We start from the raw sequence: 25,809 nt of genomic DNA, 5'->3' as shown, positions 1-25,809 counted from the left end.
CAAACAAGCTGATGTCATCTACTTAGAATAGCATATCTCGCCTCTTCGCGACATCAGATGAGAGAACCAATCACATTAATCTCTCAACTGAATCTGATAGAATTTCAAACATGTTCCAAGTGTATTTCAAACCCTTGATAATAATATCTTGCACAACATGTACAATGTTTGTAGAATGTTGTGAAGGCTATTTTTGCTTACTATAAGCATTCGAACGAATGAAGGAGAATCTCGACATGACAGAACGTAACACCATGCTACATATGACTACCCAGGTATTGGACAAGCGAGCTGTTCTTACAGCTATTGAGCAGTCGCTCGCCATGATCGAATTCGATGTTCAAGGGAAGGTTTTATGGGCAAACGAAAATTTTGCGCAAGCTATGGGATATCACTCCTCAGAAATGCCAGGCATGCTGCATAAGCAATTTTGTTCGCAACAATTTGTGAATAGCACTGCGTATGCCAAACTCTGGGAAGACTTGCGCAATGGACTACCCTTTCAGAATAAAATTTTGCGGATTACAAAAACCGGAAATGCAATCTGGCTGGAGGCCACTTACATGCCGGTCAGGGACGAAGAAGGCAGAGTCATTGCGATTTTAAAAATGGCAACCGATATTAATGCCCGCGAGCAGGCTACTTCTCAGATGACAGAGAATTTGCTGAAAATGTCCGAGGAGCTGCTCGGCCGTGCCCAAGAAGGGATATCACACAGCCAAGAAGTGGAAGCGGCAATTGAAAGAGTGGCTGTAGGTGCAAGCGATAATATGACTGTTCTCCACCTTCTGGAACAACAAACAAGCTTCATTCGTAAAATCGTTCGTACCATCCGCGATATTGCTTCGCAAACGAATATTTTATCTTTAAATGCGGCAATCGAAGCTGCACATGCCGGTGAGCATGGCCGGGGCTTCAATGTGGTCGCGATAGAGGTGCGCAAGCTGGCTGGTCAAGTCCAGGAAGCAACCAAAGAAGTAAATGGGTATGTAGAAGATATCGTAAACCATGTTCATGAGGTCGTAAACGGCACCAAACTCTCACAAGAGGTCGTTGCGGAAAGTCAGCTGCGCATTCAACGGGCTGTCGATGAATTCATCAGCATCGGAGAAGCGGCGCGACAGCTGGATATGCAGGCGAAAGAGCTTAAAAATACGATATAGCAATCATCTTCAGCATGGCCCGAAATGAGATGAATATGATTCTCCCGTACGGCCTCAAGCTGTTTCTACTCCCCTTACACGATTAATTATGTAATAAATGTTATACATTAGGTGCGCTTTTTCGCTCCTTTATTCCTGCATGCTCTCTATAATTTCACTAACACAACGTTCGATATCCTTATTTGAGCAATCAAAAGTTATATCACTATAATTCATGTATAGCGGCAATCTTTCCTCATAAACGTCCTTCAGGCTATTTCCTTTCTTCATTACAATCCCTCTGGTTGTTATGTTTATGAGTCGCTTTTGAATTTCTTCATATGGGACATGTAAATACACAATCTGCCCAACCTGTTTCAGGGCATTCATAGCTTTATTTGAATAGATAACACTTCCACCTGTAGAAATCACACAATTATTCAGTTCCAGTTCAGAAACGATTTTCTCTTCGATTTCCATAAATTTGTCGATACCCTCATGATCAATTATTTCTTGCAGCAACCTACCTTCTAGTTGTTGAATAATAAGATCTGTATCGATGAAATCCATTCCTAAAGCTTTTGCAAGCAATACACCTAAAGTGCTTTTACCCGCTCCTGACATACCGATTAGTACGATATTCATATTTTTCCGCACCTTTGTAATGCCTCCATCTTCCCTTTAAAATAACCTCAAAGTAGCACGGGAAGGCTGTCATCCTACCGGCTGCCTCGTTCAGTTAATTGTTCAGATCATTGTTTACCTAATCCTTTACAGAGTTTGTCAGCCGCTTGTTGATTAACTCATCAATTTGATTGATTGCTTCTTCACTTAAGAAATATGACTTTTGTACTTCAAGATCTGTAATCATTTTTAGAGGTTTGCTATTCCAGTATCGAAAACGTTGCTCTGAGGATGAATATTTTACGACAATGTCGTAGTTCGGTCCGATAGCAACAACCTCCCCTGTAGCTCTAACCGCATCTTTTATTGCTTCTGAAAATGCTTGAAATTCATTTTTCTCGGTAAGAGTCGCTAATGGTTTAGGCATTGGCTCTAAATCTATGCCATCAGGTTCTATGATAACAATTTCCTTTATTTCATTCACTGGCAATTGTGCAAATGGCAAATTTTCTTCAACTACAGTATTTACGGAAGTTCGGTTTGATGCTGCGGGATCAGACTTTGTGGAACAACCAGATATACAAACCGTAATAAACAATACCAAGCAGACAAACTTTTGCACAAGAACCCCTGCCTCTCTAACATTCAAATTAAAAGTACACACATCTACTTCGACGTATGTTAATAATTTTATGTTGCGTAATTTTTGAGGATCTCCTGCTAAGATTCGTTCGAATTAATTACCCATATGCACAAAAAAATGGTTGCCAATCACTCAAAATGAAATACATTTTTGTTGTCTACATTAAATCCATTCAATATGAAACCAGGATAAACCTCGCTATAACGATCTTGCAAAGCAAACCATAGCTTAGTCCCATTTTGTAGCTCCACTATTTCTGCATCTTTATCAATATGTTTGTTTGTACCTTTATCTTCGATATGAAGTCTGGCAATCGACTGTTCATTTATAATGCCATAATAAAGCTGGTACTGCTTATCTTCTTTTTTTGCATTGTTATCAAGGTTAACCCATCCCCAGTCAACATCCCTCTCCGAAGAAAACGGCACCGTACCGCCGCCGAAGCCCCATTTATACCTATTTCCCTCATTATAAACAATACCAGCATCTATGCCTCCGCTTGGATTTTCATAAAATAAAATGACTCCTTTTTCCACTTCATATTGATGATAAATTTGTTTGGATTGTATTCCAGCGTGTTTCATAGCTTCATCTATCGATTTGTAGCCGAGTTTAAGGCAACTTGAAAGGATAAGAAATATCGCCAAAAGAAGCAGCATTTTGAATCTCATCACATACCCCCTTTTCTTGGTTTACCTAAAATAAAATGTGCAAGACACCCCAATGCCTGCTCATCCTTATGTATGATTCTTATATCGTTTAACGTCAGCTAATAAAAGTCTCTCAGTTGATTACAGTTTACTAAAATTAACATTCCTAGATAGTATGTGCGACCAACATATTGCCATCGGGATCAAAAAATTTCAAAAATCTTCTTCCTTCCTCGCCTGGCGGTGCTTTTGGGTCACCATGTACCTCGACGCCAGCTTCAGATAGCTTTCTGCAAAGCTCATCCATATCCTCTACCTGAAAACCAATGCTCGGAAACGGTTCGCCGTTAACTGTAAACGTTGATGATTCCTTATCTGAAGACTGCCATAAAAAGATATGTGTTTTATCTCCCTTAAAGCCTATAATAGCAAATTCACCGAAATTAGCATGTAACGTACAATCGAGATTGGTAATATACCATAAAGCTGCATCCTCCAAGTTTTTCACTGGAATCTGTACATGGCTAATAAATTTTCCCATAAAGAGCCTCCTTATTTTTTTAGTCTCCTATTAAAACAATCAGGCATTCATAATTTTCTCTGCAAAAGCAAGTTCATCTCAAAATTCGACTTCACATGCTTAAAATAAAAAAATAGAGGAGATTAGCCCAATTCATGAACTAACATTCCTCTATTTATCTTACTACATTTCATACATTATTTCCTTAATATGGAGCAGCTTGCGCTCGATAAGCAGGCGTTCGTTCCGCATCATCAAAGCTGCGATGCCATATGCCCGTTGTAGCGGGTGACATTGGCGGTATAAGCCATGACCAACGACCGGTCACAGCTCTACCCTGCTCCTGCTCTTGCTTCTCAAAACGTAGAAACTGCTCCGATGCTGTATGATGGTCAACAATGCTGACGCCCTGCTTTTTGAATGAATGCAGTACAGCTACATTAAGCTCCGTTAAAGCACGGTCCTTCCATAACGAAGTATTCGTTGACATATCAAATTGAAAAAGCTTTGAAACATTCGGCAGCTGATTATAGCGACTCGTGTCCGACAGGTTTCTCGCTCCGATTTCTGTACCCATGTACCATCCATTAAAAGGAGCAGCCTTATACAAAATCCCACCTATTTCAAGCTCCATATCGGATATAAAAGGAACGGCGTACCACTGCAATGCAAGCTGCTCGAACTCCTGATTTTCAGGATGCGTCAACGCAACCTCTAGCACGTTTTCTTTAGGCAGCTCATACCATTTAGGCGATTTCCCTAATAGCGAAATAACTAGCGGAAGCACGTCAAATCGAGTACCTTCCCCCTTCCAGCCCAGCTTCTCACAAACAGCTGTAAAGGCTGCGGAGGCAGGATCGCCAATAAAAGCTTCCCCTTCGCTGTAACCTGCATAACGTACGAGCTGATGATTCCAAATTCTTACGTTATTTTGGGAGTGGCTGGCCGGAAAAATCGTAATAGCAGGCCTAATCCTACCTCCATTTGTTGCATAGCTCATATGTTGGAAGATTCGTTTTGCGGCGTCTTGCTCATCCACTATATCGCGTGCATCGAATACTTCCAGCGTCTGCCAAAACAATCGACCGATACAGCGGTTATTATTCCGCCACGCCATCTTTGCACCATGCCTTAGCTCTTCATACGTATGTGTATAATAACCAGTATCCTCTAATTGCTTCAGCACTTCATCAATTCGCCGCTTCGCTTCTTCTTCGGTTTTTCCAAGCTCATAATACGCTTCACCTAGGAAAGCAATCGCTTGCTCGGCTATGGTCTTTCTCATGCTGCTCGTCGTCATTATGCTTTCGCCTCATTTTCCCCCAGCTTTATCAATACTCTGCGTTTTCGATACAGCATGGTGGCTGCTTCTGCAACATCATTCAGCATGCCCCGATTGATGAACGCTCCGAATAACATGCCTGCCACAGGTATCATTTGAAATAGCTTCTTCCAGCCAAAATTGTCCCGATAAACAGCAACCACTTCACTCCAGCCCTGCAGCTGCGACAGCATTTGATTGCTTCGGTTCATTTCCTCATAAGCACTGAGCTCATCAAGTATCGCTTTTTTCCCTACAATATCTGAAGAAGCAAATTGCATTACTTTAACTGCAAATACACGTTCTTCCTTGCTTTTTGGATCAAATCCATAGCAAATCGCAATTTCTTGAATGATCTTCAGCGATAAGCCGAGTATTGCTGGAATATCGATCGCTAATGTAAAAATGCCGCCAATTCCTGTCGTTGCCCCTTGAAGCGTGGCCATTTTCGAACGACTGGATGCCAATTGCTCAGCAGTTAAGTTTAAAATAGACAACGGCATATTAGCCACATCGTTAATGGTCGTCTCTTCATGATCGGCTCCAAGAAGCACATCGTTCTGAGCCGCATTATGATGCAGTTTATCAATAACCGAACGCTCCGAAATCAAATATTTCCCGCCATTTTGAATATAGCTTCCGATCTCATCCACTGCAAGTCCAAGTTTTTCCTGTATAAACTTTGGAGTAATTTTGTCGAGCAGCATAAATGGCAAACGCCCAAGCTTTTCCCAAAACCATAAATCCTTCTGTTCTTTTTCCCATTTCTCTATTTCAAGCAAAGCAGATTTCAAATGTTCTGGTGAATCCATGACAGTAGGCATCTTCGGGCACGCTCCTTCTCCGCAAGTAATACGCAGAAAAACTGGATTCGGATTCGTCCTTCACATTATTGTTCCAATTTGCGCCCTGTAAACAGCAGCATGACAAAAGAGAACGAAATAATAGCTATCGTCCAAGCCCAAGCCATTCCCATTTCACCCGTCTCAACAGCGATGTAAATAGCAGTAGGTACTGTCTGCGTTCGACCTGGTATATTTCCTGCAATCATCAAGGTTGCGCCAAACTCGCCAAGGCCTCTAGCAAATCCTAGCAAGTATGCCGTAGTAAGTGATCGTTTAGCAAGCGGCAGCGTGATATATCTCAGCACCTGCAGCTCACTGGCTCCTGCTGAACGTGCAGAATCCTCAAGATGGCGATCGACGGAAAGAAAACCAACCTTCATCGTCTGATAAACGAGCGGAAACGCAACAATGACCGCCGCGATAACCGCGGCGATCCATGAGAAAACGATAGGTTGAGCAAATAACCACTCGTATGCTTTACCGATCCAGCTCCCTCGTCCAAGCGTTATGAGAAGAATGAACCCAACGACGGTTGGGGGCAGGACCAGCGGAAGCATGAAGAAGGTTTCTATGATACTTTTGCCTTTAAAAGAATGCCGTGACATGAAGCGTGCTACGAGAATTCCAATAATGGCAACGATAATGCTAGCAATAATAGATACTCTCAAAGAGAGCCATACTGGCGGCAGCCATTCGTCCCAGTTCATAAATAAGTAGCCTCCGGATAGACGTTATGTTGCTGCCTATTATATCGAAATTAAGCTTCGTCGCCCAGCAGTAATGTGAGTTTTCCGCGATAAAACAGCTTAAGCTTATGCAAGGCGCGCGTGCATCCGACGTACAATAGCTTCGCATCAAGCTCAGAATAAGCTTCCTTGCTCGCATCTGCTACAAGCACGGCATCGAATTCCAAACCTTTAGACAAGTAGACAGGTACTACAGACAGGCCGCCGCCATATGCAGGCTGCTTGCTCTGCACTAACGAAGCGTCCAAACCTTGCTTAATCAAGAAGTTATAAACTTCTTCGCATTCAATCGCTGTACGGCCAATGACAGAAATCGTCTCATATTCTGCCTTCGATTTCCATTCACGGATAGTACCTTCAATGGAAGCTAACCAATTATCGTTTTCAACTGGCACTGCAAGAACGGCATCTCCGCTTCGGAAAACAGGCACCGCAGGTTTGACTTCACCGATCATGCTTCCTAAAATTTTGTTGGCAAATTCGATAATTTCCATTGTCGAACGATAGCTTCGATTGAGCTCATAAAAGTCAATTTGCTCTTCATTAAACAAAGCGGTAAGCTCTGTCCAGCTTTGTACGCCTGCGTAGGCATGAATACCTTGCTGCAAATCGCCTAGCACGGTCATCGATGCTGTTCTTTGACACAGCCGCAGTACTTCCAGCTGAAATGGARAATAATCCTGCGCTTCATCTATAACGATATGATCGAAAAACTGCTTCGGCAATCCAAATAGCTGAAGCTGGATATAGGCGAGCGGTGCCAAATCCTCCGCAGCAGCCATTTCTTTCTTTAATCGTTCGGCAGTTGCAGCTGCGATAACCTTAGGAATACGGCTCTCAAGCTGTTTTCCGCTGAATAACGAGGCATATAGCTGTAAAGAGGTATAGGCCGGAATTTTTTTGGTGTAGCTATTAAACTTAGTGAGCGCCTTCGCTCTTATTTTTTTATCAACAATCCGCTTCATCTTCAGCTCGGACTCCATCCAGCGACGAATCCGACTAACCAGTCGATCTCGTTTCTTCATGAGCGTCTCTTCGCCATAATCGGTATCATACCACTCGCGGATTTGCTCTGGCGGCAACTCAAGCCCGTCAATTGGCATAAAAGATGTCGTTGGCACAATTCGTTGCTCAAAGTTAGCGATCCGCTCATCAATAATTGCTTTAAAATCGAGATTCCCTTTAAAACGTCCGGATGCATTCTCCACTTCTGAAGCGGTTCTGCGTTCTTCGAACCAATAAGCCATCGTATCGGAAGGATCGCTGACGGTTACTGTTTTCTCCAGCAGCTCAAGAGACCAGTCACTGAATGTCGTTTGCTGAATATCACCCACGCCTAGCTCTGGCAATACACCGGATATGTAGTCTAGGAACATTCGGTTAGGTGCAAAGATGATCATACGCTCCGCTCGCATCCGATCGGCGTACTGATAAAGCAAGTAAGCAAGTCTATGCAGCGCAACGGTCGTTTTACCGCTTCCCGCGACGCCCTGTATAAACAACGCTTTGTTACGATCCGCACGAATAATACGGTCTTGCTCGCCTTGAATCGTAGAAACGATATCACGCAGCTTATTATCCTTGTTCTCACCTAAGCGATACAAAAGGAATTCATCCGTTACCGAGCCTTCTTCTTGGCCGCGTACAAAACTATCAACCAGACGAATGATTTCTCCCTGGCGGATCATGAAATTTCGCTTTAAATGGACATATCCTTCAATTTCTCCGTCAGGCGACTGATAAGAAGCTGGCGCTTCTCCGCCTGTGAAGGAATAAAACAAGCTTGCTGCTGGCGCACGCCAATCGATGACAAGCAGCTCATTGCTGCCTTGCTTTGCCACGCCGGCTTTGCCAATATATAAGGGTTTTGTTTCACCCACTGGCAACTCTTGAAAATCAATGCGGCCGAAATAAGGCTCACGCTTCGATATTTCAAGTCTAAGTCTACGTTCCTCTTGCTGTAAATCGAGCATTTGCTCTGTGAAATCATCGCCTTTGTAGCGTGGACCAATTTCTTGAAGCTGATTTACAATATCATTCAGCGACTCGGTTAATCGATCCTGCTCTTCTTGATAGGCACTTTGAACGGTCATGTCAGTTACCTCCTAAGTTTGTGGTGTGCAAGAAAAAAAAGAGAAGCCCCAATATACCATAGGAAGGCTTCTCAAAGCAATCAAGAGTTTACAGTCATTCCAATAAGCTTGGCAGCTCCTAGAATGAGCAATATATTTAAGACAAACAGAAAAGGAATTCCTACAGTAAACGAGCGATGTTTTGTTTTATGACGCCATTTTTTCATCGCAAGCCATGTTCCGCCTGCACCGCCAATGGCACTCAGCAAAAACAATCGTTTTTCGGGAACACGCCTGCGCTGCTTCTTAGCGCTTTTCTTATCAAAGCCCATAAGCGCAAACGTGTAAATATTTAAAAACAGCAAATATAGTATGACTAAATAAATGATCATTGCTTTGGCACACATCCTCTCAGTATAGGGATATTTCTCGTGCTTTGGCAGAAACAGCTGAGTCCCTTATGTGTTTCTCGGCTTCGCTCGATTCGTCGGCATCGCTGTGTAAGGATCATCCGGCCAATAATGCTTTGGATAACGTCCTTTTAAATCCTTCTTTACTTCGAAATACGTATTCTCCCAAAAGCTGCGCAAATCACGAGTCACTTGAACCGGTCGCTGCGAAGGGGATAAAAGATGCAGTGTAACCGGCAACCTGCCCCTTGCTAGTCGTGGTGTATCCGTTAGACCGAATAGCTCCTGTAGCCTTACAGCGAGCACAGGGGACTCCGGATCACTGTAGTCTATCGGTATGCGAGAACCGCTAGGCACAACGATATGGGTAGGAACCTGCTCATCAAGCTCCTGTTTTTGCTTCCAGCTAAGCTTGCCTTCAAGCAGCTGAAGCATGGAGAGCTTCTGTAAATCAGCACGGCTCTTCATCCCAAATAGATGCGGCTTCAGCCACTCTTCGAGCGTGCCGAGCAGCGCTTCATCGGAAGCATCGGGCCAATCATCGCCAGCCAGCGCCATCAGCTTCATTCTTGCTTTCAACTGCTGCGCTTGCTTGCTCATTGGCAGCATTACAAATCCAGTTTCCTGAATCGCAGAAATCAAAGCATCCGCAACAAGTTGTTCATCCGGTTTCTGAAGAATGCTTTCTTTCATCACAATACTGCCAAGTCGCAATCGTTTCCTTGCACGAACAGCTTGTGCAGAAGCATCCCACTCTACGACCTCTTCAGCTATTATATAGCCACTTAGATAATGCTCGATATCGCTTAGATGAAGTTCAGCCGCTAACCGAATCCGGCTTTCGGAGCCTGTATCATCGAGCTCGCAAGCAGCAAGATAAGCTGAACGCGATAGCGGCTGAAGTTCAGGCAGTACAGCTCCTCTGCCGTTAGCTAATAAATATCGGCCATCGCTGCGCCTTTGAGCGATTCGGTCCGGATACGCAAATGCCAGTAAAATGCCAATTGGAATAGGCGACTTGTGCTGAGCTGTTTTTTCAAAAGCTGTCTCGGCAGCGGTTTGCGCTGACAATTTCCGCTCCCATTGATCCGCTTGCGCGATAATTCGGCGTACTGCGCCTCTGCTGGGATGCTCGGAGCTGCCGCCCATCAGCAGTTTGCCATCTTTTCCGGACAGCTGATATAACAAATCCAACCGTTGCTGCACATCTACATTGCGCTCCTGTGGAAGTAAATCACGTTCGCTTAGCAAAGCTGCTGCATCACATGCGAGTCGTGCAGAACCTAGCTCTGAAGCCTGCAAAATCATGGCACCGAGCCGCGGATGCAAACCAAACTGTGCCATTTTCACTCCCGCGGCTGTTGGTTTACTGTCACCGTCTATTGCGTTTAGCTCTTTCAGCAAAGCAACCGCTTGCTCATAAGCAGCTGCAGGCGGCGGCGTCAACCAATTAAGCTCCAGCGGATCTTTTATTCCCCAAATGGCTAGCTCAAGGGCTAGGGTAGCAAGATCTGCCTCAAGCAGCTCGGGTGTACTCTGTTTCGGTAAATAAACATGCTCTTGCTCTGTCCATAACCGATAACAAGCACCTTTAGCCAACCGTCCAGCTCTCCCTCGGCGCTGATCCGCGGAAGCGATCGAAACCGGCAATGTTTCCAGCCGAGTCATGCCTGTTCTTGGAGAAAACCGGGGAACTCGCATTAAGCCGCTGTCTACCACAACCTTAACTCCTTCAACGGTCAGACTTGATTCTGCAATGGAAGTCGCAAGCACAACCTTGCGTTCGCCATCAGTACATGGAGCAACAGCCGCATCTTGTTTCTCGAGCGGCAAGCTGCCATGCAGTTCCTCTACTCGAGCAAATGAAGATACGCCGCTCTCCATTAACCATCTGGCCGTGCGGCGTATCTCAGCAACACCTGGCAAAAACGCTAATACATCTCCATCAAACGAACGGAGCGCTTCCATAATCGTTCGTGCCATGTGGGGCTCTATAGGTCCCGTAAGCTTTGTTTTCATGTACTGTGTCTCAACAGGGAAAACCCGGCCTTCACTGCTAATAATTGGTGCACCCTCAAGCAGCTCGGCAATCGGCTCTGCATCCAGCGTTGCTGACATAATAACGAGGCGTAAATCATCTCTCAGCAATTGCTGTGATTGCAAGCAAAGCGTTAAGCCAAGATCGCCATGCAAGTGACGTTCATGGTATTCATCAAACAAGATCGCCCCAACCTGCTCAAGTGCGGGGTCCTCCTGCAGCATACGCGTTAATATACCTTCCGTCACCACTTCAATACGTGTTTGCGAACTTACGCGAGAATCTAATCTCACCCGGTAACCAACCGTTTCACCAGCCTGCTCGCCAAGCGATTTTGCCATAAACTGTGCGGCTGAACGTGCGGCGAGTCTTCGCGGCTCAAGCATTATTATTTTTTTGCTTCCCAGCCATGGCTGATCAAGCAGCGCAAGCGGAACTCGTGTCGTCTTTCCGGCTCCCGGCTCTGCGATCAGCACCGCATTCACACCGCTTTGCAGAGCCAATAGCAGTTCCGGCAATACCTGATCAATCGGCAATTGCTGTTGATTCATGCTGATTGCTCCTTATCTTATCTCAACTCATTTTACGATCCGGATCATTTGTACAACCGGTCTGTTATCTCCAGGCAACGATGCCTTGCTGCCAAAAAGCTGGGACGACCCGTCACCATCTAGAAATATGCCGTCAACCAGCTTTCCATCGCCAACGCTTGATATAATTGCTTCTCTAAATACAGCAAGCGAGTTTTTCGTTTCACTAACAATTAAATATAACGCCCCTGCTTGATCGTACACCGCTGCCGATCGCAAGCGATTGTCATCTGGGAACGGCGCATTTTCCTTAACCGACTGCTCAATCCAATGTGCATCATCGCCTAAGCTCATGCTAATACCGCCTTGTGCCCAGAAACGTGTGTGATCCTTCACTTTTATCTCGGACGCTTGGCTTGCAACCTGAACGCTTAATGAATCAGAAGCGCCATCCCAAACGAGTGTGCCACGCGTATATTTTACGTTTTCGCTTCCCGTTCCGAAATTGCCAATTTCCTTATTAACCGGAATGCTATTTACGACCCCGATGCTTAACAGCTGATTGCCATAAAAAAATCCGCCGTTAATGCCGACTTTCCCGGTAAGGGTAACATTTGTATTGATCGTTTCAAGCGTGACATAGGCGGGCTTTGTTTGCAGGACGTGCAGCTTTACCCCACTAGTTGAAGTCTTTGAAAAATAGGAGTAATGCAATGCTTGCTCAGACTTTGAGAGATTAACCGCATTGCGATTTCCGAGTGAAATAATCATTAAATAAAGCATCACGACGAGTACAAGCATAATGCCTGCCATAATGCCGACTATGGTGAACAGCCGCTTTTTGCTCATCCGAGCAGGTTCYTTCATTTCCATTGCTCTCCAAGCTCCTTAACATTCATTTAAACCAACCTTTGCTTCGGAACCAAGCATACATGCCAAGCCCGATGACGAGCATAATCGTTATGACAGTAAAATAACCCCACGTCCACTCCAGTTCAGGCATATTACGAAAGTTCATGCCATAAATACCAGCCAAAAAAGTGAGCGGCATGAAGATCGTCGTGATAACGGTAAGAGTTTTCATAATGGAGTTCATCCGATTGGAGTTAAAGGAAATGAAGCTGTCACGAAGATCTGCCGTCATCTCTCGACTTGAATCCATCATTTCAGTCAATTTGAGCAAATGATCATAAATATCATGATAAAAGGCCATATAAGGCTTCAGCCCGTCAATGCGATCGGAATTCGTTATACGATACAATAAATCACGCATGGGGACAATCGTTTTGCGCAAACGCAGCAGCCTAGAACGTATGTTGAATATATCGCTCATCGCCGTTTGACTTTGTTCGTCGCCGCTTCCGATTTCCATGTCAAGAAGCTGGTCTTCCAGCTCATGAACCGCAGGAAAATATTGATCAACCAGCTTGTCTATTACGAGATATGCCGCATATAGCTGGCCTTTGTCGCCGATCTTCGTGCTAGATAATAGCTTAGTTTGAGCTTCCTCAATCTCTGGTGATCGCTCATAATGAAACGTAACAATAAATGATGGACCGATGAACATATTGATTTCATTTACGGTCAACGTCTTACGCTCAATTTCGTGCAGCACAAAAAAATGAATATCGTCGTAATGATCTACTTTCGGCCGCTGAAGCAAATGGTAGCAATCCTCAATAGCGAGCGGATGAAAATGAAAAAAGGTATCGAGTAGTCTGCACTCCTCTTCCTTCGGGTTACTAAAGTCGACCCAATACCAGTCAAGCTCAGGCGAGTTTAGATCTTCTATCGTTAAATCAGTTAACCATTGCTTTTGTTTTGTATAACCTACTATTTTAATCAAAGGATGTTCCTCCGTTCTAAGCGGCACACGATCGATCTTATGACCGATTGTTCAACTTTATCATTTTACACGATTTCACAATCGCTGTAATGTAACTCCGCTATTTTATTCCGCTGCTTCTTTTATATTTATCAATGAGCATTCCCTCTAATTGGCGCCTTGCTTCCAGGTTTAAATCTAGATTGCGGATAAATGCTCAAACCATTCGTATTCTTTTTCCCATTTTCGCAGCTTTCTCTCGTACTTTGTCTGTTTGAGCTTCTCTCATTTCCCGTTTCCGTCCGCTATAAATAAATCGGCAATAAACTCAAAGACAATTTCAATTAGCATCCCCATTGTTATCTTGTCTCCCGGCATGGCGTAGTCGGTAGTCGGCAAAAGTAAAAGCAGTACGCTGTTTCATTGTTTAAGATGCATGTTCGTATAATAGGATTCAAAACCACAATTCGTCCAAAATTGCTGCCCTCGCGGATTGGAGGCCAACACATCAATCGTTACTTTGGCACCGCTAGGAAATGAGTCGCGGACTAATTGTTTTAATACTGCGCTTCCATAACCATGGCTCCGATGCAGTCGAGCGATGTAGTACTGTCTGAGATAAACATTTGACTCCTCTGGATAAAAATCATCTTCCCTGATTTGATATACCGCATAACCTAAAATAGCAGAAGCCTTCTCAAACAATGCAATCTCCCAGTCGCTTGACAACCATCCAAGAAATCTGTCTTCAAGCTGCACGAGAGTCATTGGATTACGGCTGCCTTCATCCTCGATAAGCTCTTTGTTCATTTGAGAGAGAAGCTTAAGATCATCGATCGTCGCTTTTCGTATCCAAAATTCCAATTCGCATACCTCCTTATAGAAATTATGGCGAAGGTCGTTAATCCTTAGTCATCATACTGCGTTCGTGTTGCTTCTAGTACAGTCTCATAGACCGCTTCTCCAATCGCGCACCCAATTGTCGTAGCTGCACCAGCATACGCATGAACCGCATTCCAGCTTGCTGCTTGACTAACCGCTACGACAATGGCATCCGTTGTCGTCCCCGTAGCTGATTGTCCTGTTTCCATCTCAACGATGCCTAAATGCTGTAATGCTGCTGTTTTTGCTTCAGTTGCTGTTATGACCGCATTCACCATAGCTGATTCAGTCATTTGACCATCGATTAAAATAACAATATTGATCGTTCCTGGAGAATAAGCAGAGAAGGTACTTCGCGGCATACCAGATCTTGCTGCATTTCGTGTGCCTACCGTCGTACAGCAGATAAGCTTAAACCGATCGCCTTCCATTTCAGTGATGGATGCATGTGTCAGCTTCGCTGCTGTTAATAATCCTACAGTAGCTTCTGGTTCGCAGCCCCATTCCGTACATTGATTAATGATGTCGAGAACAGGATCTTCACATTGATAAGTAAGCGGAACTTTCCAATTCACAATACGATTGGTATAAGAAAAGCCGCCCGGATGAATCGCGCTGCTTAGCGCATACAAAGGAACATTGCTGCTTGCTTCAATGCGGTCCTCAAGGAGCTGCAAGCTTACGCCGCACCACAGCTGTGATTGATAATAATGCTGATCTTTGCGAAAGGGCTGTGTCATTGCTTTCCCTCCTTTGGCTGTCACAGAAGCTTATGCATGAGTTTAATTTGGAATGGATAGGAACTTTGCAATTCGTTCAAATTTCCTTATCCGCCTTGGTTTTCATTCCATTTCAAGCATTGCTTAAAAGCAGCGATCAGCTGTTCATTTTGATGCCGAAGTTTAATAGCAACCCGGATATACGTATGATCAAGCCCTGCAAATCTCGAAGCATCGCGAATAAGCACCCCCTGCTTGCCCATCTCGAGCTGAAGCATGCTGGCACTGAGACCCGCATCGCTCGGAATCCGAATGAGCAAATAATTGGCCGCACTTGGGTTAACTTCAAAGCCGATCGCCTCAAGCTCAGACATGAGCCAAGGTCTTTCCTGCTCTAACCAAGCAAGTGTACGCTCTGCATAATCCTTCTCATCCAGCACCGTTTCCCMAATCAGCTGCGCTAAAGAATTAACGCTCCATGGTATTTGCAAACGTCGCAAGCCGCTTATCGTTCTAGGCATGCCAACGATATATCCAAGTCGAATGCCGGGTATCGCATAAAATTTTGTCATTGAGCGGATGACGAACAACCGTTCATGCTTAGTTGCTTCTTGAACAAGGCTATACCGTGCTTCATCAGGTACAAAATCCATAAACGCCTCGTCAACTACAACATAGGCTCCTTTACTTAAGAGTGCACGTATAAGCTCTGGATCTACGAGCTGACCCGTTGGATTGTTTGGCGAACCGAGCATAACTAATGATCCTGTTGCGGCCGCTTCGCATAAATGCTCGGAATCCAAGCTAAGCTTAAATTGCATGTGAGATGATAATTTAATTTCATACACAGCTCCGCCGATTTTCCGAATGGCATCGCCATATTCATCAAAGCACGGAATGGCAAGTGTCGTTAACTTTGGTTGCAGCGTACGGACGATAAGATCGATTAGTTCTGCCGCTCCATTTCCTACTACAATGGATTGAGCATCAATATTATGTAGTTCAGCAAGCTTCTTTCTTAGGCCGCGAACGGCTGGATCTGGATATTGCTCTATCATATCTGCATAGGTAAGAAGCGCTTGTTTAACGCTTAACGGCGCTCCTAGCGGATTCATATTCGAGCTGAAATCAACAAATTTATGCGCAGGTATATCGAACGCTTCTTCCGCGGTCCGCAAATCGCCGCCATGACCATATCTTTCTAACATTTTACAAAAACAACTCCTTTTCTATTGCGCATATAACCAGATGACCGCCGCAAGCAGCAATAACGCTTCAATCGCTTCGTTCATCGCACCATATGTATCCCCAGTTAATCCGCCAAGCTTCCGATTTAACCATGCCGCTATAAAACCACCACAGCAAATCGTTAAGATGACGATAATAAGCAGCATTATTAATGCTACGTTTGTACCGGTGCCGGCGATCCAAAAAGTAAGGACAGAAAGAATGGCTGCCATCACAAAAGAAGCAGTCGCCTGCGGCCATTTGACCTCATTAAATAAAACAGCAATCCCTTCACCCTGACGGGCATTCGGCCACCCTGCAATAGCTGCACTCATCCAAGCACGGCTCCAAATCGGCGCGATGACAAGCAGTGGTCCATATTGCTCAAAATGGCCACCTTTCAGCAGTTCTGCTAATAACGATGCTTTGAGAAGAAGGAGCAATACTGCGGCAATGACGCCCATCGCTCCTACTCGGCTATCCTTCATAATCTCTAGCATACGCTCGCGAGAGCGGTGACTCAGCACGCCGTCTGCAGTATCCATCCAACCGTCCAAATGCAGGCCCCCGCTTAATGCAGTCCATATCGCAAGAATCAGTACAGCACTTGGCCAAGCAGGGAGAAACAGTGCTAACAGCCACGTACATGCAAGGAGACAGATACCGATAAACGCACCAGCTACAGGGAAATAGACGACACTTCGCGAGAGAACAGATCCTTGGAAAGGAACCGTGATGGGAACTGGAAAACGAGTTAGAAATTGAAATGCAGCAATAAGTGCTTGGAAATGCAGCTTTAATTCACGACGAACCATACGGCGATCACCCCCGCAAATAATATAAAACTAACGCTGTACAGTAACCGCACGCTTAGTACAATATCGTTTGGTTCCAGTTTGCGAGTTGGCCATCCCATCCTTGCTCGTTCACTGATTACGCCAAAATACGAATTCAAACCGCCGAGCTCAATGCCTAGCGCTCCTGCAACCGCTGATTCCGGTATGCCGCTATTTGGACTAGGATGAAGATGTGCAAACGTGCGAATGGCAAGCCACGCCTGCTTCGCCTTCATTCTCTGATCAAACAGCGAAGACAGCGTAAGCAAAACGCCAGTTATTCTTGCAGGGATATAATTTAACACATCATCCGTCCGTGCCGAGCACCAGCCAAAATACTTATATTTTTCATTGCGATATCCGACCATGGAATCCAGCGTATTCGTTGCACGGTAGAGCATTGCAAGCGGTGCGCCTCCAATTAAAGCGAACAACAACGGTGACACGAGCGCATCTACCGTATTTTCAGCAACCGTCTCAATTGCAGCGCGCGATGCTTCTCGCTCATCCAGCTTTGCTGTATCTCGGCCTACGATATAACCAACATATTTACGTGCTTCATCTAATCTGCCTTCCACTAATGGCTGATAGACGAGCATTGCTGCTTCCTTTAAGCCCTTCACCGCTAGTGTTGTGGAAATAAACCATGCGCTCACCGCATAGCCTAACCAAGTATGTATGGCATCTGCCGCCCAAATTATGAACCACATTGCGCCGCAGCTCACAACGAGTGTGACAACGGACAACACTACACCTAAACCTCTTACAGCAGCCGGATGGTCCTTTAATTGTTCAGGAGCAAGCAAACGTTCCAGCAGTCGTATGAGCCTGCCTATCCAGATGACGGGATGAGTTGGCCATTTCGGATCACCAACGATCCAATCTATTGCAATGGCTGCCGCTGCGAGGAGCAGGAGCTCCTTTATTGAATAAATCATCATAATTGATCCCAGTTAAAAGCTTGCGATTTCAATTCAACTGGAATGCCTGCGGTGACGAGAAAAACCCGCTCGCATATCGCAGCAATCTGTTGGTTGAACCTCCCCGCCTCGTCTCGAAAAAGCCTGCCTAGAGGGTATGCCGGAACAATGCCATCTCCTACCTCATTGGTTACAATGATTAATGGATATGGATAGTTGTTAATAGCTTCGAGAAGTTTCTGCTGCTCCATTTTCAGCCTTGTATCTTCATACGATTCTTGTTCTATTCGCATAAGCCAATTCGTCAGCCATAACGTTAAGCAATCGAGCAATACGACAGCAGGCTGCTGTCCGTTTGAAATTTCTTTATCGATTTGCTCTTTCAATCTGTAAAGCTCATTTGCTGCTTCATATGGATCTTCGATGGTCTGCCAGCGGAAGCCTGCTTCTTCACGATCCTTGCGATGTTTTCCTATTCGATCGCGCATCTCCGTATCATACGGCTGACAGGTCGCAATATAAAATCCACGGGCTGCAACCCTCATCGCATATTGCTCGGCAAATCCGCTCTTCCCGCTTCTTGCTCCGCCCGTTACTAGAATTGCCATTCACGCTCACCTAACCTTTGGATACGCCTGCACTCTCAAATGTTGCCATTTCATTCATGAGATGGAGCGCAGCGTCTATAAAATGAAAACATAATACAGCACCAGTGCCTTCGCCAAGCCGCATCTCCAGCTGCATCATGGGAAGCAAACCTATCGATTCAAGCAGCTTCAAATGGCCTTGCTCTTGAGAGAGGTGGGAAGCAATCATAAAGGGAAGCGTCTGCTCCGCTATCCGCGATGCGACAAGCGCTGCAGCAGATGAAATATAACCATCGATGACGACTGGGCAGCCGTTTGCTGCAGCTCCGATAATAACGCCAACAAGCCCTGCGATTTCTGCACCGCCAACCTTAGCCAGCACATCGATTGGATCGACACTAGCGCGGTCCAATTCGTTGACAACAATTGCGCGTTTGACTACCTGCACTTTATTTGCCCAGCTTTCATCATTTATGCCAGTTCCTCGGCCGACTGATTCCTCAGGAGATAGGCCTGTCAAAACGGTCGTTAACGCCGCACTGGCAGTCGTATTGCCAATACCCATTTCGCCTGTTGCAAACAAGCGGCAGCCGCGCTGCACCTGCTCATTAACAACTTCAATGCCAACAATAATAGCTTGGATGGCTTCTTCCCGAGTCAACGCTGGCTGCTTGGCCATATTGGCCGTTCCCCGCACCACTTTACGGCTTACTAGCTTCTCATGCTCCAAATCCGCATTTACACCAATATCCACACAAACAACATCTGCGCCAGCTTGTCTTGCCAGCACATTGACTGCTGCTCCTCCGCTGAGAAAGTTTAGCACCATTTGTGGTGTCACCGCTTGTGGAAACGCACTGACTCCTTCATCGCATACACCATGATCACCCGCCATGACAATAACGGCTTTATGTGACAAATCCGGCCACAGCTCGCCTGTAATGCCGGCAAGCTGCCTGGCGATTGTCTCTAGCTTGCCGAGGCTGCCTGGCGGTTTCGTCAATGAATCAGAATGCTTCACAGCTAATTCTGCTGCCTCTTCATTAAATGGTTTGATTTGTTTGATCGTCTCTGCAAGCTGAGTTTCCAATGCATGTTTCAATTTCATAACTCCTTCAAGCGTATTATAAGCTTTTATATTTTCATATCCRGTTGGAGCAATATTTGCGGAGCACCTGTAACAGGATGGGCGATCACAGTTGTATCCGCCTGATAAACCTGCTTGATAAGATCTGCAGTTATGACCGCCCTAGGTGTTCCAGCTGCTGCAACTTTGCCTTCATGAAGAACGACAAGCTCATCGCAATAAAGCGAAGCCAAATTAAGATCATGCAAGACGGCAATAACGGTCAGTTCACGATCACGCTGCCAAGCACGTACCGTATCCAAAAGCTGAATTTGGTAACCAATGTCCAAATAAGTCGTCGGCTCGTCCAATAATATAATAGATGGCTCCTGCGCCATAACCTTTGCCAATGCAACACGTTGACGTTCACCGCCGCTTAGTTGATCCATTTTGCGATGCGATAGCTCTTCGAGTCCCATGGTCATTATCGCTTTATCAATAATTTCCTCTGAATCATGTTTATCGCTGCCAAGCCAGTTTTGGAAAGGGTATCTTCCCATGCTAACAACCTCACGCACAGAGAATCCTACCTGAGGCAAACCGCTTTGCTGCAAAACTGCCATCCTTTGTGCGATTTGCTTTCTTGGATATGCCGAGATGCTCTGCCCCTCGAATAAAACTTCACCTTGCACCGGCTGTTCAACGCCTGACAATACATGCAGCAGCGTTGATTTGCCAACACCATTAGGTCCAATAACACCGTACATCCGCCCTTTTTGAAATGAGCAGGAAAGCTTATTGAGCACAGTCCTCCCTTGCACCGTCTGAACGATGCTGCGCACCTCAATCATAACGCCCCTCCTTGCTTCAGCTTCCGCCGATGCAGCAAATACGCAAAAAATGGCGCACCAAGCAGAGCCGTAACAACGCCAAGCGGTATTTCCTTAGGCGTCAGCGCCATGCGCGCAAGCGTATCAGCCCATAAAATAAATATGCCTCCACCGATAGCCGATAAAGGGGTAATTAATCGATAGTCGGGGCCAACGAGCAAACGAATGAGATGTGGAACCACGAGTCCAACAAAACCAATTACACCAGAAACAGAGACTGCTGCTGCCGTCAGCAAGGTCGAGCTGATTAAGACGATCAGCTTCGTTCTCTCGACACGGATGCCAAGATGCGCTGCATGGCGTTCCCCCAGTACAAATAAATTGAGAGATTGCCCATATGCAAGCAGAAGTGGAAAGCCTACCGCGAGAAAAGGAATAAGCATATATACATGTTCCCAGCTTCTCATCGCAAGCGACCCCATTAACCAGAACAAAATTTGATTCACGACGCCCTCGGAGACGGACACCATGAAGGATACAAAAGCGCCTAAAAAAGACTGGATGATAACCCCAGATAAAATTAGCGTTTCAATATGTATAATACCCTTGTTGCGAGACAACCAAAAAACACCAAGCAGCGTCAAGGTTCCTGTAGCAAAGGCAACTAGCGGTATCGTCCACATGCCAATCGCTGACTGCAAGCCGAATAAGATAATGAACGATGCACCAACTGAGCTCCCCGAAGACACTCCTAGTGTATAGGGATCAGCCAGCGGGTTTCGAAGAACCCCTTGAAAGCCCGTGCCAGCAAGTGCGAGACAAGCACCAACGAGGACAGCAAGCAAAATACGCGATAGACGTACTTGCGTGACGATCGCTATTTCGGCAGGTGTATAAGGAACTGAATTATCAGCAAGCCAAGGCAGCTGATGAAGCAAAATACCCCAAACATCTCGAATGGAAATACCAGCCGAACCAATCGATAAACTTACAACGATAGAAACAGCAAGAAGGAGCATAGCTGCTCCTCCATACCAAACTAATTTATAGGTCATCATTATTTTACGAGATCCGGGTGAATCACTTTCGCAAGCTCCAGCAAACCATCTGCAAGTCTCGGCCCTACACGAACAAGCGGATCCTCTGTTACTGCATGCATTTGCTTATTTTTCACCGCATCAATGACATTCCAGCCAGGACGGCTCTCAATGCCAACAACAATCGGATTCGGCTCCTCCTTCAATGCAGGGTATATAATGAGCTCGGGATTCTGAGTAACAATCGACTCTGCACTCACTTCATACCAGCCTGGAGCAGCTCCAGCAACATTCTCGCCGCCAGCCAGTGCCAGCAATTCGTCAAGGAATGTGCCAGATCCAACGGTCCAGCCTGGGGAAAATTCTAAATACACTTTCTTTTTCACTGCATTCTTAACTGCATCCGAAACTTGTTGCTTCACCGAAAGCATGTGACCTGCAACCTCAGCCGCTTCGGATTGTTTATTCATAATATGACCTAAATTTTCGATTTTGGCAATAACTGCATCATACGTGAGAGGGTCTGTCGCATAGACCGGAATTTTCAGTTCTCTGAGCTTCGTGATTGCCTCTCCATTCATTGAAGAAGACGCCAGCACGAGATCCGGATTGAGAGCTGCAACAGCTTCAATATTCGTCGTCATATCGCCAACCTTTGCCTTGCTTGCCGCCTCCTCAGGATAGTTGCTTGACTCATCTACACCTACCACACGGTCACCTGAGCCGATTGCATAAATAGCTTCGGTTTCACTAGGAGCAAGCGAGACAATTTTAGTTGGCTCTTGCTCAAACGTAATTTCCGTACCTGTATCATCCTTTAAAGTTAGTGGATAAACGGTCGATTCATTCGCCTTGGATGGCTCGTCAGTTGCAGCCTGACCAGCATTATTCGTTGTTTTTCCCGGCTCGTTAACCGTGTCCTTATTGGCACCGCATGCTCCTGTGAATACGAGCATCATCACGAGCAGAAAACCTACTAGCGTTTTCATTGTACTTTTATGTAACCTTTTCATTTTCCTTACTCCTCCTGCGTCATATATCGTATTAAAAATAGCATCCCCGACCTTGAGTCAGAAATGCTAGTATACGCTTTTTCTAATTAGGCTAAGCGAACAGCTTCTCCAACAATATCGGATCATGCAGGAGAAGATATGGTGCATCTATCCCCGTCCATCATCTATAAAATGATCCGTTGTTACTATACAACGTCTTGTTCTATTTGTCTAATGACATCCATGCCATACTCATCCTAATTATCGACGTTCTGCTTCACTCATTTGCCGCATAGGTAACGTAATGGGTCTATTTCTTAGCGCGCGTTTTTTTTACCATGATGAGTGCGTTTAGCCTTGGCCTGAACTGAGCAGCAAGATGTAATTTTCAAGAGTCCGGCTCATATTTGAAGCTAACGGACATAGAATCCTCCGCTATTTGGGCTTACGGCTGCTAAAAACTAACTGGTGGAGCCAAATAAGGGGGCTTCTATGTCCTTTACGGTTGCGTATACAGCCAAAATGAGCGTAATAGCGTATCTGATGTCCGTTAGCTTTTCGCAATAGTCACTTCAAACCTCTAACGGACATACATTACGCTATTTTCAACAATCGGGCTCATATTTGAGTCTAACGGACATAGGTTCCGCTATTTGGACAAGAATGAGCTAAAAACTTACCCGTGGAGACAAATAAGGGCTTCTATGTCCGTTACGGTTGTGGAAACAGCGAAAATGAGCTTAATAGCGTATCTGATGTCCGTTAGCTTTTCGCAATAGTCACTTCAAACCTCAACGGACATACATTACGCTATTTTCAAGAATTGGGCTCATATTTGAGTCTAACGGACATAGGGTCCGCTATTTGGGCAAAAGGTAGCTAATAACTAACTCGTGGAGCCAAATAAGGGCTTCTATGTCCGTTACGATTGCCAAAACAACGAAAATGAGCACAATAGCGTATCTGATGTCCGTTACCTCTCCTTGCGACTTCTCCACCCTTGCTATGCTTTTATTTTTCTTACCGTTCGTTCCGCAAGCAAATAGCAGACAGCAGATAATACATCCGACTCTAACACTCATTCTTTTTATGAATCTAACAAAAGAATATGCAACTCATAAAGGAGGTTCTTTCCTAGATATGAAAGCAGAACACAAACCAAATTATAATACGCTAAAATTCACTATCATTTTACTGGTTGTGGCAATTGTCGTTGGCATAGTTTTTACTTGGCTCCGTAAAGGCGAAGAATTATCGCCGCCTATGACTGAACATGTATTCGACAAAGGCGAAGCTAAATGGTCCATCGATGGTTATCCAGCGAAGGTGCTTCACAACAACTTATTTAAAATCGAGCTTACTGATCTCTCAGGCGCCCCATTACAAGGAGCTGAGCTATCAGTCAAGCTTGAGATGATGGATATGGTTTGCGGCGATTACGAGTTTAAAATGACGGAAGCTGATCCTGGAACATATACGGGCGAAGGCGTACCACTGATGGCTGGCACATGGAAAGCGACTCTAACACTCAAGACGGTTGACCAAACGTATACCATCGACAGATTACTGCGAGCGGTTCATTAGCAAATTACCAAAGCCATGGATTAATCGACGGAATGACACCATTCACCGCAAGCCCGCGCAAAATCGAGATGACACCCACAGCAATCGCCGTGACTACACTTGCTTTACGCATAAATCGCCGCCATTTCTTATTGGCAAAAGCAGCGATCGAAGCGGCAGCCGCTAAAGCAGGGAAAGTCGATAGCCCAAACAGAGCCATGACAGCCGCTCCTTCAAGTCCTGAGCCAGTGGAGGCTGCCGTCATTTGCATCGCATAAGTTAAGCCGCATGGCAAAAATCCGAAGGCTATTCCAGTTGCGAGCAAATGGAACGTTTCCTGCTTAGCAGAGCGAGAAGCACCGCCTACTAATCTTTTGTGCAGAAAGCTAGACAATCGGTTCATGAGCGGCAGCTGAAATCTCCGCCAAAGCCAGAGCAGCAAGAAACAGCCGCCAATAATGGATGCCAATCCTTGAACCCCTGCAAATTTACCTGCAACATCCACAAAAGAACCTACTGTTCCCATTACAGCCCCTAATAAGGAATAAGAGAGAATTCGGCCTGTATTATATAGAAGCATTGATTTTTTAACTGGCGCTGAGGAATTTAATGAGACAGTTGATACAATCCCCCCGCACATACCGATACAATGAGGTGCACTGAATAAGCCTGTTAAAATAATGAATCCAATCAGCTGCCAAGTCAGCGTCATCTGCTTGCACCAACCCGGCTCTTGCTTTGCAGCTGACCCGAAAGCCGAAGCGCATTGCTTACAACAGAAACAGAGCTAAGCGCCATCGCCGTTCCAGCCATCCACGGCTCAAGCAAACCAAAAGCAGCAAAAGGGATGACGATAACATTGTATAGGAAAGCAAAGGTTAGATTTTGACGCACATTTCGAATCGTTAATCGGCTAATTCGAATCGCTTCTGGAATGGCGTGCAGACGAGAGAAAAGCAGCGTCATATGGCCTGCGCTAAGCGCTGCATCGGTTCCTTCACCCATTGCTAAGCCTACATCGGCTGCGGCTAATGCCGGTGCATCATTCCATCCATCCCCTGCCATTGCGACTCGTTTACCGCGACGCTTTAACTGCTCCACCAGCGCCAATTTGCCTTCGGGGAGCATGGAAGCATGTATGCTTGTAATGCCAACCGCTTTTGCAGCAGCAAATGCCGGCGCCTTGTGATCTCCAGTAGCTAGAACAGCGGAAACCCCTAAATTTCTAAGCTCTTTCACTGTCTCTCTCGCGTTTTCCTTTATCTTATCGCTAAATGCGATTGCACCAGCAATCTGATCGTCTATTGCTGCATATAGCACGGTTTCACCCAAATCCTCACGCTGCCTTGCGAATGCAATGATATCGACGCTCATAGTCAATTGGCGTTCTGCTGCAAACCGAGCGTTCCCGATAGCGAAGCGCTGCTCCTCAATTATCGCTTCAACTCCTCCGCCTGGTGTGAAGACATGATGACTGGAAGCTGGAATAATAAGCCCTAGTCTGACCGCCTCCTTCTCAATTGCTCTTGAAAGCGGATGTGTGGAGTCCGCTTCAGCGGCTGCCGCCAATCTCAGCAAAGCATTGCGGCTTCCTTTAATAGCTAGTGAAGCACTTATATGAGGCTTGCCTTCCGTTAATGTTCCTGTTTTATCAAAAATGATCGTTTGAATGCTTGCCAAACGTTCAAGCGCGCCCGCTTCCTTCGTAATAATGCCTTGCTTCGCAAGTCTGCTGGCTGCGATGACAAGTGAAATCGGTGCGGCTAGACCAAGCGCGCATGGAC

26 protein-coding genes are annotated in these 25,809 nt (G+C 45.5%); 2 read left to right on the top strand and 24 right to left on the bottom strand.

Annotated elements, in window-relative coordinates; genetic code table 11:
- Nucleotides 1–236 precede the first annotated feature (236 nt).
- Nucleotides 237–1,163 (top strand): methyl-accepting chemotaxis protein, encoded by a 927-nt coding sequence (locus AC1DPK_RS31710; RefSeq protein ID WP_477512738.1) that lies wholly within the window; start codon nt 237–239, stop codon nt 1,161–1,163.
- Nucleotides 1,164–1,292: 129 nt separating this feature from the next.
- Here the strand turns inward: AC1DPK_RS31710 and thrB are convergent, their stop codons facing one another.
- The 22 genes from thrB to AC1DPK_RS31600 form a co-directional block, all read right to left on the bottom strand.
- On the bottom strand, nt 1,293–1,787 hold the full coding sequence (gene thrB / locus AC1DPK_RS31705; protein WP_477512737.1) for a homoserine kinase: 495 nt from the start codon (nt 1,785–1,787) through the stop codon (nt 1,293–1,295).
- Nucleotides 1,788–1,905: 118 nt separating this feature from the next.
- Nucleotides 1,906–2,388, bottom strand: a complete 483-nt coding sequence (locus AC1DPK_RS31700) for a YhfM domain-containing protein (RefSeq protein WP_477512736.1) — start codon at nt 2,386–2,388, stop codon at nt 1,906–1,908.
- A 149-nt stretch (nt 2,389–2,537) separates the two neighbouring features.
- Entirely contained in the window at nt 2,538–3,080 is a 543-nt protein-coding gene (locus tag AC1DPK_RS31695; protein WP_477512735.1) for a hypothetical protein, read from the bottom strand.
- A gap of 145 nt (nt 3,081–3,225) precedes the next feature.
- A complete protein-coding gene (locus tag AC1DPK_RS31690) occupies nt 3,226–3,600 on the bottom strand; it encodes a VOC family protein (protein WP_477512734.1) in 375 nt (124 codons plus the stop codon).
- 184 nt (nt 3,601–3,784) lie between these two features.
- A complete protein-coding gene (locus tag AC1DPK_RS31685) occupies nt 3,785–4,879 on the bottom strand; it encodes a nitric oxide synthase oxygenase (protein ID WP_477512733.1) in 1,095 nt (364 codons plus the stop codon).
- Nucleotides 4,879–5,724 (bottom strand): EcsC family protein, encoded by an 846-nt coding sequence (locus tag AC1DPK_RS31680; protein WP_477512732.1) that lies wholly within the window; start codon nt 5,722–5,724, stop codon nt 4,879–4,881. The genes AC1DPK_RS31685 and AC1DPK_RS31680 overlap by 1 nt, the downstream gene beginning before the upstream one ends.
- A gap of 65 nt (nt 5,725–5,789) precedes the next feature.
- The gene (modB, locus tag AC1DPK_RS31675) at nt 5,790–6,452 is read right to left on the bottom strand and encodes a molybdate ABC transporter permease subunit (RefSeq protein ID WP_477512731.1); all 663 of its coding nucleotides are present in this window, start codon (nt 6,450–6,452) and stop codon (nt 5,790–5,792) included.
- A 50-nt stretch (nt 6,453–6,502) separates the two neighbouring features.
- The gene (locus AC1DPK_RS31670; RefSeq protein ID WP_477512730.1) at nt 6,503–8,584 is read right to left on the bottom strand and encodes a HelD family protein; all 2,082 of its coding nucleotides are present in this window, start codon (nt 8,582–8,584) and stop codon (nt 6,503–6,505) included.
- An 80-nt stretch (nt 8,585–8,664) separates the two neighbouring features.
- Nucleotides 8,665–8,955, bottom strand: a complete 291-nt coding sequence (locus AC1DPK_RS31665) for a DUF1294 domain-containing protein (RefSeq protein ID WP_477512729.1) — start codon at nt 8,953–8,955, stop codon at nt 8,665–8,667.
- A gap of 66 nt (nt 8,956–9,021) precedes the next feature.
- The gene (hrpB, locus tag AC1DPK_RS31660; protein WP_477512728.1) at nt 9,022–11,562 is read right to left on the bottom strand and encodes an ATP-dependent helicase HrpB; all 2,541 of its coding nucleotides are present in this window, start codon (nt 11,560–11,562) and stop codon (nt 9,022–9,024) included.
- A gap of 27 nt (nt 11,563–11,589) precedes the next feature.
- Nucleotides 11,590–12,414 carry a hypothetical protein gene (locus AC1DPK_RS31655; protein ID WP_477512727.1) on the bottom strand — a complete coding sequence of 275 codons (825 nt, stop codon included), beginning with the start codon at nt 12,412–12,414 and terminating at the stop codon, nt 11,590–11,592.
- A gap of 22 nt (nt 12,415–12,436) precedes the next feature.
- Nucleotides 12,437–13,387: a magnesium/cobalt transporter CorA gene (gene corA / locus AC1DPK_RS31650; protein ID WP_477512726.1), complete on the bottom strand. Its 951-nt coding sequence runs from the start codon at nt 13,385–13,387 to the stop codon at nt 12,437–12,439.
- A gap of 399 nt (nt 13,388–13,786) precedes the next feature.
- A complete protein-coding gene (locus AC1DPK_RS31645; protein WP_477512725.1) occupies nt 13,787–14,230 on the bottom strand; it encodes an N-acetyltransferase family protein in 444 nt (147 codons plus the stop codon).
- A gap of 44 nt (nt 14,231–14,274) precedes the next feature.
- The gene (locus tag AC1DPK_RS31640) at nt 14,275–14,988 is read right to left on the bottom strand and encodes an adenosylcobinamide amidohydrolase (RefSeq protein WP_477512724.1); all 714 of its coding nucleotides are present in this window, start codon (nt 14,986–14,988) and stop codon (nt 14,275–14,277) included.
- Between the two features lie 86 nt (nt 14,989–15,074).
- Nucleotides 15,075–16,175 carry a threonine-phosphate decarboxylase CobD gene (gene cobD / locus AC1DPK_RS31635; RefSeq protein WP_477512723.1) on the bottom strand — a complete coding sequence of 367 codons (1,101 nt, stop codon included), beginning with the start codon at nt 16,173–16,175 and terminating at the stop codon, nt 15,075–15,077.
- 21 nt (nt 16,176–16,196) lie between these two features.
- Entirely contained in the window at nt 16,197–17,009 is an 813-nt protein-coding gene (gene cobS, locus AC1DPK_RS31630) for an adenosylcobinamide-GDP ribazoletransferase (RefSeq protein ID WP_477512722.1), read from the bottom strand.
- A complete protein-coding gene (gene cbiB / locus AC1DPK_RS31625; protein WP_477512721.1) occupies nt 16,991–17,971 on the bottom strand; it encodes an adenosylcobinamide-phosphate synthase CbiB in 981 nt (326 codons plus the stop codon). The genes cobS and cbiB overlap by 19 nt, the downstream gene beginning before the upstream one ends.
- Complete coding sequence (cobU, locus tag AC1DPK_RS31620; RefSeq protein ID WP_477512720.1) at nt 17,968–18,558, bottom strand: bifunctional adenosylcobinamide kinase/adenosylcobinamide-phosphate guanylyltransferase; 591 nt, start codon at nt 18,556–18,558, stop codon at nt 17,968–17,970. The genes cbiB and cobU overlap by 4 nt, the downstream gene beginning before the upstream one ends.
- Before the next feature lie 10 nt (nt 18,559–18,568).
- Complete coding sequence (gene cobT / locus AC1DPK_RS31615) at nt 18,569–19,645, bottom strand: nicotinate-nucleotide--dimethylbenzimidazole phosphoribosyltransferase (RefSeq protein WP_477512719.1); 1,077 nt, start codon at nt 19,643–19,645, stop codon at nt 18,569–18,571.
- Nucleotides 19,646–19,671: 26 nt separating this feature from the next.
- A complete protein-coding gene (locus AC1DPK_RS31610; RefSeq protein WP_477512718.1) occupies nt 19,672–20,454 on the bottom strand; it encodes a heme ABC transporter ATP-binding protein in 783 nt (260 codons plus the stop codon).
- Complete coding sequence (locus AC1DPK_RS31605) at nt 20,451–21,488, bottom strand: FecCD family ABC transporter permease (protein ID WP_477512743.1); 1,038 nt, start codon at nt 21,486–21,488, stop codon at nt 20,451–20,453. The genes AC1DPK_RS31610 and AC1DPK_RS31605 overlap by 4 nt, the downstream gene beginning before the upstream one ends.
- A 2-nt stretch (nt 21,489–21,490) precedes the next feature.
- Entirely contained in the window at nt 21,491–22,483 is a 993-nt protein-coding gene (locus AC1DPK_RS31600; RefSeq protein WP_477512717.1) for an ABC transporter substrate-binding protein, read from the bottom strand.
- Nucleotides 22,484–23,602: 1,119 nt separating this feature from the next.
- On the opposite strand from AC1DPK_RS31600, the gene AC1DPK_RS31595 reads away from it, so the two are divergent.
- Complete coding sequence (locus AC1DPK_RS31595) at nt 23,603–24,046, top strand: FixH family protein (protein ID WP_441884678.1); 444 nt, start codon at nt 23,603–23,605, stop codon at nt 24,044–24,046.
- A 4-nt stretch (nt 24,047–24,050) separates the two neighbouring features.
- Here the strand turns inward: AC1DPK_RS31595 and AC1DPK_RS31590 are convergent, their stop codons facing one another.
- Together AC1DPK_RS31590 and AC1DPK_RS31585 are read right to left on the bottom strand one after the other, a co-directional pair.
- Nucleotides 24,051–24,737: a sulfite exporter TauE/SafE family protein gene (locus AC1DPK_RS31590; protein ID WP_441884680.1), complete on the bottom strand. Its 687-nt coding sequence runs from the start codon at nt 24,735–24,737 to the stop codon at nt 24,051–24,053.
- A partial coding sequence (locus AC1DPK_RS31585; RefSeq protein ID WP_477512716.1) for a heavy metal translocating P-type ATPase occupies nt 24,734–25,809 on the bottom strand: 1,076 nt, incomplete at its 5' end. The genes AC1DPK_RS31590 and AC1DPK_RS31585, both read right to left, overlap by 4 nt.

The organism is Paenibacillus sp. 01T424 (assembly GCF_056398745.1).
This window is presented reverse-complemented; position numbering and strand designations above follow the sequence as displayed.